Genomic DNA, 11,763 nt, shown 5'->3' on the forward strand with positions numbered 1-11,763 from the left:
CGCGGGAAGCACTCACTTCGCCGCGCTGTCATCCTTGACGCTTTCCTTGGCGGATTCTTTGGCCGGCTCGCCCTTGGCGCGCACGCCTGAGATCATCTGGCGCATCTGCCGCACGCGCACGCCGTCGGAGATCTCGAACTCGATCTGGTCGTCGTCGACGACCTTGGTGACCTTGCCGACGAGGCCGCCCGAGGTCACCACCGTGTCGCCGCGGCGGATATTCTTCACGAGATCTGCGTGGTCGCGGACCTTCTTCTGCTGCGGACGCAGAATCAGGAAGTACATGATCACGAAGATCAGGGCGAACGGCAGCAGCGACATCAACATGCTGTTGGTGTCGCCAGCGCCCGCAGCCTGGGCATACGCAGGGGTAATCAGCATTCGGACGATCCTCGTGAGAACGGGGGAAAGCCGGCCATGCCCTCAAGGCGACCGGTTCGGTCAAATTCGCGCGGACTATAGCGGCCATTGCCCCAATTGCAACGCTGCCAGACCGCCCTTTTGGCCACCTTGCGGCGCGTCCTCAGGCCCGATAAGGCTGCGTTCTCAGGAACTTCGCACATGCCCAAAAAACCAAGCAAAAGCCCGGCCGGCAAAGGCCTCCGTACCCCTGCCAGGCCGCCTTCCGGCGTCGCGGCAAAACGTCCCAAGGCGGCCTCCAAGGCAACGCTCGAGGCAACTCTTCAGTCTGCCCCAGACCTCTCGCAGGAGCGCATCGTCCGCGCGCTGGAGACCATTGCGGCGCACCTCGCGGCCCAGGGCAGCCCGACCCTCGAACCCGAGTCGTTCGAGCGGGCGGATGCCTATGTCTGGCACCCCGACGGCCGCCTTGCAGCAGTGCCGCGGGTCAGCCGCGTCGAGCTGTTCCTGCTGAAGGGCGTCGACCGGATGCGCGACATCCTAATGGAGAACACCGAGCGCTTCGCCAATGGCCTGCCCGCCAACAACGCCCTGCTCTGGGGCGCCCGCGGCATGGGCAAGTCATCGCTGGTGAAGGCGGCGCATGCCAGCATCAACGCGGAGCGCAAACCGGCCGACAAGCTGAAGCTGATCGAAATCCATCGCGAGGACATCGAAAGCCTGCCCGCGCTGATGGAGTGCTTGCGCGCCTCCTCCTTTCGCTTCATCGTGTTCTGCGACGATCTCTCCTTCGATGGCAATGATGCGTCCTACAAATCGCTCAAGGCCGTGCTCGAAGGCGGCATCGAAGGCCGGCCCGAGAACGTCATCCTTTACGCGACCTCCAACCGCCGCCATCTGCTGGCGCGCGAGATGATCGAGAACGAGCGTTCGACCGCGATCAATCCCGGCGAAGCGGTCGAGGAGAAGGTCTCGCTGTCGGATCGCTTCGGCCTCTGGCTGGGCTTCCACCGTTGCAGCCAGGACGAATATCTCGCCATGGTGCGCGGCTATTGCAGCCATTTCGGCATCAAGGTCGACGACGAGGCGCTGGAGCGCGAGGCGCTCGAATGGTCGACCACGCGCGGCTCGCGCTCAGGCCGCGTCGCCTGGCAGTTCGTGCAGGAGCTGGCGGGCCGGCTCGGCGTGAAGCTGACCGTGAATTAGCGGCCAGTATCGCGCCGCCCACAACTGTCTTCGCCCGCGAAGGCGGGCGATCCAGTATTCCAGAGAGTTTGTGATCGACCGAGAGGCCGCGGCGTACAGGGTAGCCCGGTCAAGCCGGGCGACGACACCGTTGTTGTGGCGACTGAGACCCGCGCCTCACGCCCCGTTCAGGAATTGAAGCGGGTCAACTGGGCTCGATCCCTTGCGGATCTCGAAGTGGAGCTGCGGCGACGCCACCTCCCCGGATTGACCCGACTTGGCAATGATCTGACCGCGCTTGATGGTATCGCCGCGCTTCACCAGCAGCTCACTCGCATGGGCATATGCGGTGACGTAGCCGTTGGAGTGCCGAACCAGGACGAGATTGCCGTAACCTTTCAGCTCATTGCCGGAATAGGCGACGACGCCGTCTTCAGCCGCCTTGACCGGCGTCCCCTCGGGCACCGCAAGGTTGATGCCGTCATTGGACTTGCCATTGGTCTTGGCACCATAGCTCGTGACCACCTTGCCGCGCACCGGCCAGCGGAAGGTCGGCAGCGCGCCGGTGGCGTCCGCAGCCTTCGCCGGCGTCTCGGCGGCCTTCTCTTCGACATTGGCCGTGGCTTGGGCGAGGCGCGCGCTCTGCACGGGCGCGGCGGCAGCGGCCATCTTGGTGGCGGGCGCCGGAGCGGCCGCGACGGGCTGGAGCGTTCCTGCAACCGGGGCGGTCGCGACTGGAGCCGCAGCAGCCGGCGCCGCGACGGCGGCGGTCTTGGCACCGGGCACGGTCAGCTTGGTGCCGAGCTTGAGCTTGGCCGAAGGGTCGAGACCATTGGCGCGCGCCAGCTCGGCCGCGGAGATGTGGTTCTTGCGGGCGATACTGGCGAGCGTGTCGCCGCGGTTGACAAAGTGCATGCTCGGCGGCGCAGCGACGACGGCAACCGGCTTCGCCGCAGGCGCCACGACGGGAGCCATCGCTGGCGCGGGCGAAGCGGCCGTGGCCGCATGCGGAATGATCAGCTGCTGGCCGGGCGAGAGCGTGCGCGGTCCCTTGTAGCCGTTGGCGGCGAGGATCGCCTGAGGGGTGACATGATAGCGCTTGGCGAGCACGTCGAGCGTGTCGCTGGTGCCGACGATGATCTTGGTGCCGCCGGCCGGTTGGGCCGCTGCAACCGAGCGCGGCGGCACGGTCGCCGTCGTTTCGAGATGCGGCTGCGCCGGCGGCGCAAAGGAGCCGACGCCGCGCCCGCCACCGGACACTCCGCCGCCAGAGGCGACGGGATAGGATTGCGGGGCGGACACCGCCGGCGGCGGCAGGGGCTGGGACTGATAGGAACCAGGCTGCGTCTGCGGCCGCGCATATTGCGGCAGCTCACGTTGCGGCGGTGGCGCCTGCTGCACCGAACCAGTGGATTCCGAGGCGAAAGGATTGGAGAAATTCGACTGGGACAGTCGCGACGACATGTCGGCGCTGCACCCCGCAAAACTGATGGAGATCAGCGCCAGCACCGCGACCTGCGGCACGCGGCGCGAGTAAAGCAACTCGGCGACAGCGGACATGGTTACTCACTCGTACGCAACAGAACTGGTGTTTTAAGTAAACACGCGCCGAGTAAATAACGGCTTAACCCTCCCAATAAGATGTTGGCGGCGCAGCCAATCCGGAGTTCTACAGCTCCCGTGCCACGCCAGGCAGCGCCGGCACGAAGCGGACCTCGACGAGTTCCTTGCGCTCGATCCCCGCCTCAGTCCGGCTGAGGCGAGTCAGCGTCTGCACGCCCTGATGCGGTCCGACCGGTGCGATCAGGATGCCCCCGACATCCAGCCGCTCGATCAGGTTCTCTGGAATTTGCTCCATCGCGGCGGTGACGATGATGCGGTCGAACGGGCCGATATTGGCCGGCAAATTGAGGCCGTCGCCCAGCATCACCTCGACATTGTGGCAGCCGAGTTCTTCGAGCCTGGCGCGTGCGGTGTCCGCGAGCTTGCGGTAGCGCTCGACCGTGAGTACCTGCCCGGCGAGCCGCGACAGCACGGCGGCCTGATAACCGGAGCCGGTGCCGATCTCGAGCACGCGGTGCCGCTTCTGGAGCTGGAGCTGCTCGGTCATGTAGGCGACGACGAACGGCTGGCTGATGGTCTGCCCGCAGGCGATTGGCAGCGCACTGTCGCGATAGGCGCCGTCGCGGTCGGCGTCCTCGACGAACAGCTCGCGCGGCACCTCCTCCATGGTCCGCAGCACGGCCTGATTGCTGATGCCCCGGCGCCTCAGCGTGAGCTGAAACATCATCTTTTCCGGCGGAGGTTGATGGCTGGTCATCGTTGCCAGTGCTGTCTTGTCAGGCCCGTTCGGGCCAACCCGGGCGCGAGAATCTTGTTCCGTGGCCAGGAACTCATGATACCATTCGGCTGGATATTTGATCACGGATCGGCGTGCAACAATCAGTCGTGATCGCCATTTTCAGGCGTCCGTTCGTCAAAACGCGCATTGCGTCGATTCATGTTATCTGCGAACGTTTTTGGGAATGGGCAAGGACTCAATCATGACCGCGACGGGGCTTTCCGGCCGCTCTGTGTTCCTCGTCGAGGACGAGGTGATGATCAGGATGATGGTTGCGGACATGCTCGAAGAGCTCGGCTACAAGGTCGCAGCCGAGGCCGGCGATATCACCGAGGCCATGCGGCTCGCCCAGGCGACCGAGTTCGACATCGCCATTCTCGACGTCAACGTCAACGGCAAGGTCATTTCGCCGGTCGCCGAGGTCATCAAGGCAAAGGGCTGCCCCTTCATCTTCGCCACCGGCTACGGCTCCTCCGGCCTGCCCGAACAGTACCGCGATCGGCCGGCGCTCCAAAAGCCGTTCCAGCTCGACGCGCTTGGCAAGACCATCGAGGCCGCGCTTCGCGGCGGCTAGGCGCTACTTCAGCGTCGCGCTCAATTCTTCTGAAAACGCTTCGTTGGTGCGATCGAGCCTGAGCGGCGTGACCGAGACGTAGCGCTCGCGAAGTGCTGCGAGATCGGTGCCGTCTGCGGGCGTGTCCATCATCGCCGTGCGCTCGAAGCCGATCCAGAAATAGGGATTGCCGCGGCCGTCCCTGCGCTCGTCGATCCTGAGGAAGCCGAGATTGCGCTTGCCCTGACGCGTGACGCGGATGCCGAGCACATCCTCCGGCGCACACGACGGGAAGTTGACGTTAATCACCGTGTCCTTCGGGATGCCTGCGGCGATCACCTTGCGCAGGATATCGGGCCCGAACTTGCGGGCGGTGTCCCACGGCGGCCGCTCGCGGGTTTCAACGCTGAATTCCTGCGACAGCGCGAATGAAGGCAGCCCCAGGATGGTGCCTTCCAGCGCGCCGGCGATGGTGCCGGAATAGACCACATCCTCGGCGACGTTGCGCCCCTTGTTGACTCCCGAGAGCACGACGTCCGGCAATTTTGGCCCGAGGATGTGGCGCGCGCCCATGATGACGCAGTCGGTCGGCGTGCCGCGCACGGCGAAGTGCCGCGGCCCGACCTCGCGCAGGCGCAACGGATCGTTCAGCGACAGGGAATGCGATACGCCGGACTGGTCGAGCTCCGGGGCCACCACCCAGACGTCATCGGACAAGGCGCGCGCGATCTCCTCCACGACCTTGAGGCCGGGGGCGTGGATGCCGTCGTCATTGGTGCAGAGAATACGCATGCGAAAGGTCGATTTCCTGAAGCGGGTCTGAGCCGTCTTATCCGGCTATGCCCAATCAGGCAAACCGGCCGGTTCGGCCCGGCGGCCAGGTTCCGGCTTCATTCTGCTACCGGCGGATGCGCCATTGCGGCAGAAAACGCGCCAGCCGGCCCTCGGTACGCAGCTGCATCGCCGGCACAACGGGGTTCACGGCGGGAGTCTCGATGACCCCGAGCGCCACCAGCTGCGCGACGAACGGATCGGACGCCGGCGCCTGCGGAAAGCGTTCGCGCGCCACGGCCAGCGCCTTGTCGAAATCCGCAGTATTGACCCCAGGCTTGGCCCGCCGGCTCCCCACGAGATCGTCGTCCCAGAGCCGCGCGATCTCGATGTCGAGCACGCCGCGCAGGCGCTGATCGACGGCCTGGATGCCGGCACCCGTCACCGCCCATTGTCGGCCGACCCAGAAGATGTCGCGGTGCAAGGCCATGACGGGTAGCTCGCGTTGAGAGGCCGGCAGGATAACCGGCCGGGCGATCTTCGCAACCCTACTCGCGCGCGATCACCTTCAGCCCGCCCATATAGGGCTGGAGCACGCTGGGAATCGCGATCGAGCCATCCTCCTGCTGATAGGTTTCCATCACCGCGATCAGCGCGCGACCGACCGCGGTGCCTGAGCCGTTCAGCGTGTGCACGAAGCGCGGCTTGCCGTCCGGCCCGCGCGAGCGCGCATCCATGCGCCGCGCCTGAAAGTCGCCGCAGACCGAGCAGCTCGATATCTCGCGGAACATGCCGCCGTCGCCCTGCCCGGGCATCCAGACCTCGATGTCATAAGTTTTCCGCGACGAAAATCCCATATCTCCTGCGCAGAGCGTCATCACGCGATAATGCAAGTCGAGCTTCTGCAACACCTGCTCGGCGCAGGACAGCATCCGCTCCAGTTCGTCCTTGCTCACTTCCGGCGTCGTGATCGAGACCAGCTCGACCTTGGTGAACTGGTGCTGGCGGATCATGCCGCGGGTGTCGCGCCCGGCCGCGCCCGCCTCGGCGCGGAAGCACGGTGTCAGCGCGGTGAGGCGCATCGGCAATTGCTTTTCGTCGAGAATGGATTCGCGCGCGAGGTTGGTGAGCGACACTTCTGCGGTCGGGATCAGACCGAGGCGCTCGGTCTTCAGCCGCTCATGGTCGGGCGCAGCCAGCAGTTCGCCCTTGATCGCCCAGAACTGATCGTCCTCGAATTTCGGCAGCTGCCCGGTGCCGAACATCACTTCGTTGCGCACCAGAAGCGGCGGATTGATTTCGGTGTAGCCGTGCTCGGTGGTGTGCAGGTCGAGCATGAACTGGCCGATGGCGCGTTCGAGCCGTGCCAGCCCCTTCTTCAGCACGACGAAACGCGCCCCGGAGAGTTTTGCCGCCGCCTCGAAATCCATGTAGCCAAGCGCGGTGCCGAGATCGTCATGCAGCTTCGGGGCAAATGCGTAGTTGCGCTTGTTGCCGAATACGTGGTGCTGCACGTTGCCGCGCTCGTCGACACCATCGGGCACGTCATCGAACGGAATGTTAGGAATCGCCGATAGCTCTTTCGTCAGCTCCTCGTCGGCAGCCTTCGCCACGGCTTCGAGCTGCGGCATCGTCGTCTTGAGCTCGGCCACTTCGGCCATCAGCTTGGCGGCGCGCGCCTCGTCCTTGGCTTTCTTGGCATCGCCAATTTCTTTCGAGGCCGCATTGCGCCGTGCCTGCGCCTGCTCCGACGCCAGGATCGCCGCGCGCCGCTTCTCGTCAATCGCGAGCAGCGAGGCCGACATCGGCTTCAGGCCGCGCCGTGCGAGGCCGGCGTCGAAGGCTTGCGGATTGTCGCGGATCGATTTGATGTCGTGCATGGCGGTGGTCCCGGAGAAGCGCGTAAACATGCAACGTTGAACGTTGTAAGTTTACATCAGCGGGTCTCCTAGCACGGCTGTCATCATCCGCGAAGGCGGATGATCCAGTATCCCAGAGACAGTAGTGATTTCTCGACGGGCCGCTGCGTCCTGGATTCCCCGCCTTCGCGGGGAATGACGCCGGTGGCTTGGCCGTCCTCTACTCCGCCGGATTGGCCGGCGTCGATAAGTCGGTGCCGGTGGCCGCCCGCGAGGCCGCGGCCTTCTTCTCCACCATCGCCACCGCGATGATCGAACCCTCGTAGAGCGCTAGCAAGGGAAACGCCAGGGAGCACTGGCTGAGCACGTCGGGCGGCGTCAGCACGGCCGCGATGACGAAGGCGATGACGATGAAATAGCGGCGCTTCTCGCGCAGCATCTTCGAGGTGACGATGCCGATCCGGCCGAGCAGCGTCAGGATCACCGGAAGCTGGAAGGCGATGCCGAAGGCGAAGATCAGCGACATCATCAGCGACAGATATTCGCCGACCTTGGGCAAGAGCTGGATCTGCGCGGTCTCGTCGCTGCCGGCCTGCTGCATGCCGAGCGAGAAGCGGACCAGCATCGGCAGGACGACGAAATAGACCAGCGCTGCACCCAACACGAAGAAGAACGGGGTTGCGACCAGATACGGCAGGAAGGCCTGCTTCTCGTGCTTGTAGAGACCGGGCGCCACGAACTTGTAGATCTGCGTCGCGACGATTGGGAAAGAGATGAAGCCGGCGCCGAACAGCGCGAGCTTGAGCTGAGTGATGAAATATTCCAGCAGCGCCGTGTAGATGAACTTGGAATTCTCGGGACCCGCCACCCACACGAACGGCCAGACCAGCACGTTGTAGATCTGCTTGGCGAAGAAGAAGCAGAAGATGAAGGCAACGCCGAATCCGAGCAGCGCCTTGATCAGCCGCGACCGCAGCTCGATCAGGTGGTCCATCAAAGGGGCTTTGCTGGCCTCGATATCGGCGTCGGTCATGACGCTTTGACGTCCTTAATCGCCTCGGATGGCGAGGTGTCTTGCGCGACCTGGGCCTGCTTGACCTCACGGGTGATCGCAAGCGGCTCGTTCGCTGCTGCGTGCGCCTCGGCTTCCATGAAGGTCGCGGGCGTCGGCGCTTCTGGTGTCGTTGGCGTTACCGGCGCTTCACTCGAAGTCGCCAGCGCTTCACTCGAAGTCGCCGCCGGTTCGACGGCCCCGGTGGCTGGCGTCTCGGCCGGCTTGTCGAGCGCATCGACGCGTAGCGCGTCGCTGACATCCTTCTGAAGCGAAGTCAGCGGATTGAAGCCGGTCGCGGCTTCCTTGACCTCGTCGAAGCTCTTCTTGAGGTCGGCCATCTCGGCCTCGCGCATCGCTTCCTGGAACTGGCCCTGGAATTCGGCGGCCATCTTGCGGGCCTTGCCCATCCACTGCCCAACCATGCGCAGCACGCCCGGCAGCTCCTTCGGGCCGATGGCGATCAGGGCCACGACCCCGATGAGGACCAGTTCACTCCAGCCGATGTCGAACATGAGGTCTTCCGTTCACGCCAGCCGCAACCGGCCCAATCCACCGCGCGCAGGATCGGGTCCGCTACCCGCGTTCTCGCGTGCTCTCTGGCTCAGACGGCCTTGCTGCCGACGTCGGACCGTGCCGCGGTCGGTGCGGCATTGTTGTGCTCGATGGACTTGGCCGGCTCGGGCTTGTCGGCGGGCTTGTCGTCGTCCTGCATGCCCTTCTTGAACGCCTTGATGCCCTGCGCCACGTCGCCCATCAGATCCGAAATCTTACCGCGGCCGAACAGCAGCAGGACCACTGCGATCACCAAGATCCAGTGCCAAATGCTGAGTGAACCCATCCTGCAACCCTCCAAACGCGCGTGGCCGGGACCCGGCCGATGTTTACCGAAACCTAGGCTTGGCGGGTGTCAAAAACAAGGACCAAGGCAGCGCCAATTCGCTGTCGGCGCTACGTAATCTTGCTAGTGTTAACCGGTCGCAGGGCCCGTAGACGGACGGACATCACTCCTCGCCGCCACCTTGGCTGCCACCCTCATCGCCGCTTTCCGGTGTCTCCGGCTCGACCGCAGGCGCCAGCGCCAAATCGAGGTCCTCACCCGGTTCCAACGGATCCTCGTCCTCACGCAGCGTCGGGTCATCCGACGGCGTCGGCACGCTGAATCCGGTCGGCAGGCGCGAATCCAGCAGGCCAGTGCCCTTGAGCTCTTCGAGGCCCGGGAGGTCGCCGAGCTGTTCCAAAGTGAACTGCGACAGGAACTCCTCGGTGGTGCCGAAGGTCAGCGGGCGGCCGGGCGTCTTGCGCCGGCCGCGCGGCTTGATCCAGCCGGTCTCCAGCAGCACATCCAACGTGCCCTTCGAGGTGACGACGCCGCGGATCTCCTCGATCTCGGCGCGCGTCACCGGCTGGTGATAAGCGATGATCGCCAGCACCTCGATCGCGGCGCGCGACAGACGGCGGGTCTCGGTGCTCTCCCGCGTCATCAGCCAGGCGAGATCGCCGGCGGTGCGGAAGGTCCATTTGTTGGCGATGCGCACGAGATTCACGCCGCGCGACGCATAGTCGGCCTGGAGCTGCTCAAGCGCGGCCTTGACGTCCACACCGTCTGGCATCCGCTTGGCCAGCGTCGCGGTATCCAGCGGTTCACTCGAGGCAAACAGGAGCGCTTCCAGCAGCCGCAATTCCTCCGGCCGTGCCTGGGATTCGTTCTCCATCGGCTCGGCCTCTTCTACCCGCGCTTCAGCCAGGCTTGCCATGGCAGATCCTCCTTCTTGCACTTAACCGACCGGCGCATCGGGCGCAGGAGCTGCGTCCGGAACCGGTTTAGGACGCCCCTTCCGGAAATAGATGGGCGCGAACGCCTCTTTCTGGTTCAGCTCGAGCTGGCCTTCGCGCACCAGTTCGAGCGCGGCGGCGAAGCTCGAGGCGAACACCGTCGCGCGCTGCGTCGGATCGGCGACATGCCGGATCAGGAAGTCATCGAGAACGCCCCAATCATCCTGTTCGCTGATGCTGCCGACCAGCCGTTCCAGCGTGGCGCGCGCTTCGGCGAGCGACCACACCGTACGCTTGGCCAGATGCACGCTCGCCAGCACGCGCGATTGGCGCTGCGCGGCATAGGCGGTGAGCAGGTCGTACAGCGTCGCCGTGTATTTCGGATGCTTGATCTCGGCGATGTGCTCGGGCTCGCCGCGCGGAAAGATGTCGCGCTGCAATTGCGGCCTGTTCATCAGCCGATTGGCGGCTTCGCGAATGGCTTCCAGCCGGCGCAGGCGGTTGGCGAGCGCAGTCGCCATCTGCTCCGCGCTCGGGCCTTCCGCACTCGGCGGCTCCGGCAGCAGCAGGCGCGACTTTAGGAAGGCGAGCCAGGCCGCCATCACGAGATAGTCAGCAGCGAGCTCCAGCCGGATTTTCCGCGCAGCCTCGATGAAGTGGAGGTACTGGTCGGCCAGCGCCAGGATCGAAATCTTGGCGAGGTCGACCTTCTGCTGCCGCGCCAGTGCGAGCAACAGGTCGAGTGGGCCCTCATAGCCTTCGACGTCCACGACCAACGCCGGCTCACCCTCGGCAAGCTCTGCGGGCCGCCCGGTTTCGAAGGATAGGATTTCTGCGGTCATGCGGATGCCGTGTTTGCCCGTGCGATCAATGCGTCCAGTTCTGCGCGTGCGGCCGCCCGGTCCAACGGCTGCGGCGGCTTACGCGCGGCGAGCGCGGCTTTCGCCCGCTCCAGTGCTCTGCCGGACAGTTCGGGTGTCTGGCTGGCGACGTCGCGCATCTCCTCGATGTTGCCGTTGCAATGCAGGGCCACGTCGCAGCCAGCCGCGAAGATGGCGCGGGTCCGCTCGGCGATATTCCCCGACAGCGCGTTCATCGACACGTCATCACTCATTAACAAACCCTGGAACCCGATTGTGCCGCGAATCACGTCAGCAATCATTGTCGCAGATGTCGTCGCCGGTTGGGCGGCGTCGATCGCGCTAAACACAACATGTGCAGTCATGGCCATCGGCAGATCCGAGAGCGGCTTAAACGCGGCGAAATCGGTCCGGTCCAGCTCGTCCCGGGGCGTGTCGACTGTCGGCAGCTTGAAATGGGTGTCGGCAGTGGCGCGGCCATGACCGGGAATGTGCTTGAGAACCGGCAGCACGCCGCCCTGCTCCAGCCCCTCGGTGACCGCGCGCGCAATCGCGGCAACCTTGCCCGGCTCCGTGCCATAAGCTCGGTTGCCGATGACGGCATCGGCACCCGGCACCGGCACGTCAGCGAGCGGCAGGCAATCCACCGTAATGCCGAGATCGGCGAGATCGGCCGCGATCAGGCGGGCGCTCAGGCGCGCCGCAGTAAGCCCGAGCGCCGAATCAGTGTCGTACAAATTCGCAAATACGGCTCCCGGCGGATAGAGCGGCCAGTGCGGAGGCCCCAGCCGCTGCACCCGTCCGCCCTCCTGATCGATCAGGACGGGCGCGTCGGCAGCACCCGCCACTGCCCGCAATTCCGCAACCAATGCAGCAACTTGAGCCGGTGCCGCGACATTACGCTTGAAGAGGATGAAGCCCCATGGACGTTCGGCGCGGATAAACTCCCGCTCGGCGGCGGTCAGTTCCGTTCCGGATACGCCGGTAATGAAGGCCCGCGTGCTCAT

At 65.0% G+C, this 11,763-nt stretch carries 14 protein-coding genes; 2 read left to right on the plus strand and 12 right to left on the minus strand.

The features are described from left to right. Positions 1-12: 12 nt before the first annotated feature. On the minus strand, positions 13-381 hold the full coding sequence (yajC, locus tag IVA78_RS06095; protein ID WP_247418350.1) for a preprotein translocase subunit YajC: 369 nt from the start codon (positions 379-381) through the stop codon (positions 13-15). 180 nt (positions 382-561) lie between these two features. Between yajC and IVA78_RS06100 the strand changes: the two genes are divergently transcribed. Continuing rightward, positions 562-1,566: an ATP-binding protein gene (locus IVA78_RS06100; RefSeq protein ID WP_247418351.1), complete on the plus strand. Its 1,005-nt coding sequence runs from the start codon at positions 562-564 to the stop codon at positions 1,564-1,566. A 156-nt stretch (positions 1,567-1,722) separates the two neighbouring features. Here IVA78_RS06100 and IVA78_RS06105 read toward each other — a convergent pair whose 3' ends face one another. Beyond that, the gene (locus IVA78_RS06105; protein ID WP_247418352.1) at positions 1,723-3,105 is read right to left on the minus strand and encodes a LysM peptidoglycan-binding domain-containing M23 family metallopeptidase; all 1,383 of its coding nucleotides are present in this window, start codon (positions 3,103-3,105) and stop codon (positions 1,723-1,725) included. 109 nt (positions 3,106-3,214) lie between these two features. Next, positions 3,215-3,865, minus strand: a complete 651-nt coding sequence (locus tag IVA78_RS06110; RefSeq protein WP_247418353.1) for a protein-L-isoaspartate(D-aspartate) O-methyltransferase — start codon at positions 3,863-3,865, stop codon at positions 3,215-3,217. 223 nt (positions 3,866-4,088) lie between these two features. Between IVA78_RS06110 and IVA78_RS06115 the strand changes: the two genes are divergently transcribed. Next, positions 4,089-4,460, plus strand: coding sequence for a response regulator (locus IVA78_RS06115; protein ID WP_247418354.1), 372 nt, complete (start codon positions 4,089-4,091; stop codon positions 4,458-4,460). 3 nt (positions 4,461-4,463) lie between these two features. Here IVA78_RS06115 and surE read toward each other — a convergent pair whose 3' ends face one another. The 9 genes from surE to nagZ all read right to left on the minus strand — a co-directional run bounded on the left by surE (position 4,464) and on the right by nagZ (position 11,763). After that, positions 4,464-5,231 (minus strand): 5'/3'-nucleotidase SurE, encoded by a 768-nt coding sequence (gene surE, locus IVA78_RS06120; protein ID WP_247276019.1) that lies wholly within the window; start codon positions 5,229-5,231, stop codon positions 4,464-4,466. 106 nt (positions 5,232-5,337) lie between these two features. Beyond that, on the minus strand, positions 5,338-5,700 hold the full coding sequence (locus IVA78_RS06125; protein WP_247418355.1) for a hypothetical protein: 363 nt from the start codon (positions 5,698-5,700) through the stop codon (positions 5,338-5,340). A gap of 58 nt (positions 5,701-5,758) precedes the next feature. Further along, entirely contained in the window at positions 5,759-7,090 is a 1,332-nt protein-coding gene (gene serS / locus IVA78_RS06130) for a serine--tRNA ligase (RefSeq protein WP_247418356.1), read from the minus strand. A gap of 199 nt (positions 7,091-7,289) precedes the next feature. Next, entirely contained in the window at positions 7,290-8,102 is an 813-nt protein-coding gene (gene tatC / locus IVA78_RS06135; protein WP_247418357.1) for a twin-arginine translocase subunit TatC, read from the minus strand. After that, on the minus strand, positions 8,099-8,635 hold the full coding sequence (tatB, locus tag IVA78_RS06140; protein ID WP_247418361.1) for a Sec-independent protein translocase protein TatB: 537 nt from the start codon (positions 8,633-8,635) through the stop codon (positions 8,099-8,101). The genes tatC and tatB overlap by 4 nt, the downstream gene beginning before the upstream one ends. Positions 8,636-8,724: 89 nt before the next feature. After that, the gene (locus IVA78_RS06145; protein WP_247276014.1) at positions 8,725-8,961 is read right to left on the minus strand and encodes a twin-arginine translocase TatA/TatE family subunit; all 237 of its coding nucleotides are present in this window, start codon (positions 8,959-8,961) and stop codon (positions 8,725-8,727) included. 163 nt (positions 8,962-9,124) lie between these two features. Beyond that, positions 9,125-9,877, minus strand: coding sequence for an SMC-Scp complex subunit ScpB (gene scpB, locus IVA78_RS06150; RefSeq protein WP_247418362.1), 753 nt, complete (start codon positions 9,875-9,877; stop codon positions 9,125-9,127). Between the two features lie 21 nt (positions 9,878-9,898). Continuing rightward, a complete protein-coding gene (locus IVA78_RS06155) occupies positions 9,899-10,738 on the minus strand; it encodes a ScpA family protein (RefSeq protein ID WP_247276012.1) in 840 nt (279 codons plus the stop codon). After that, positions 10,735-11,763: a beta-N-acetylhexosaminidase gene (gene nagZ, locus IVA78_RS06160; RefSeq protein ID WP_247418363.1), complete on the minus strand. Its 1,029-nt coding sequence runs from the start codon at positions 11,761-11,763 to the stop codon at positions 10,735-10,737. Before nagZ ends, IVA78_RS06155 begins: the two co-directional genes overlap by 4 nt.

It is taken from the genome of Bradyrhizobium sp. 137 (assembly GCF_023074095.1).
In the GTDB taxonomy this organism is placed as follows: domain Bacteria; phylum Pseudomonadota; class Alphaproteobacteria; order Rhizobiales; family Xanthobacteraceae; genus Bradyrhizobium.

What these genes read in the sequence shown, in the direction of transcription:
- surE (WP_247276019.1), bottom strand. Translation starts at nt 5,231, where the DNA reads ATGCGTATTCTCTGCACCAATGACGACGGCATCCACGCCCCCGGCCTC.
- serS (WP_247418356.1), bottom strand. Translation starts at nt 7,090, where the DNA reads ATGCACGACATCAAATCGATCCGCGACAATCCGCAAGCCTTCGACGCC.
- scpB (WP_247418362.1), bottom strand. Translation starts at nt 9,877, where the DNA reads ATGGCAAGCCTGGCTGAAGCGCGGGTAGAAGAGGCCGAGCCGATGGAG.
- nagZ (WP_247418363.1), bottom strand. Translation starts at nt 11,763, where the DNA reads ATGAGCACGCGGGCCTTCATTACCGGCGTATCCGGAACGGAACTGACC.
- IVA78_RS06105 (WP_247418352.1), bottom strand. Translation starts at nt 3,105, where the DNA reads ATGTCCGCTGTCGCCGAGTTGCTTTACTCGCGCCGCGTGCCGCAGGTC.
- tatB (WP_247418361.1), bottom strand. Translation starts at nt 8,635, where the DNA reads ATGTTCGACATCGGCTGGAGTGAACTGGTCCTCATCGGGGTCGTGGCC.
- IVA78_RS06115 (WP_247418354.1), top strand. Translation starts at nt 4,089, where the DNA reads ATGACCGCGACGGGGCTTTCCGGCCGCTCTGTGTTCCTCGTCGAGGAC.
- IVA78_RS06145 (WP_247276014.1), bottom strand. Translation starts at nt 8,961, where the DNA reads ATGGGTTCACTCAGCATTTGGCACTGGATCTTGGTGATCGCAGTGGTC.
- yajC (WP_247418350.1), bottom strand. Translation starts at nt 381, where the DNA reads ATGCTGATTACCCCTGCGTATGCCCAGGCTGCGGGCGCTGGCGACACC.
- tatC (WP_247418357.1), bottom strand. Translation starts at nt 8,102, where the DNA reads ATGACCGACGCCGATATCGAGGCCAGCAAAGCCCCTTTGATGGACCAC.
- IVA78_RS06155 (WP_247276012.1), bottom strand. Translation starts at nt 10,738, where the DNA reads ATGACCGCAGAAATCCTATCCTTCGAAACCGGGCGGCCCGCAGAGCTT.
- IVA78_RS06125 (WP_247418355.1), bottom strand. Translation starts at nt 5,700, where the DNA reads ATGGCCTTGCACCGCGACATCTTCTGGGTCGGCCGACAATGGGCGGTG.
- IVA78_RS06100 (WP_247418351.1), top strand. Translation starts at nt 562, where the DNA reads ATGCCCAAAAAACCAAGCAAAAGCCCGGCCGGCAAAGGCCTCCGTACC.
- IVA78_RS06110 (WP_247418353.1), bottom strand. Translation starts at nt 3,865, where the DNA reads ATGACCAGCCATCAACCTCCGCCGGAAAAGATGATGTTTCAGCTCACG.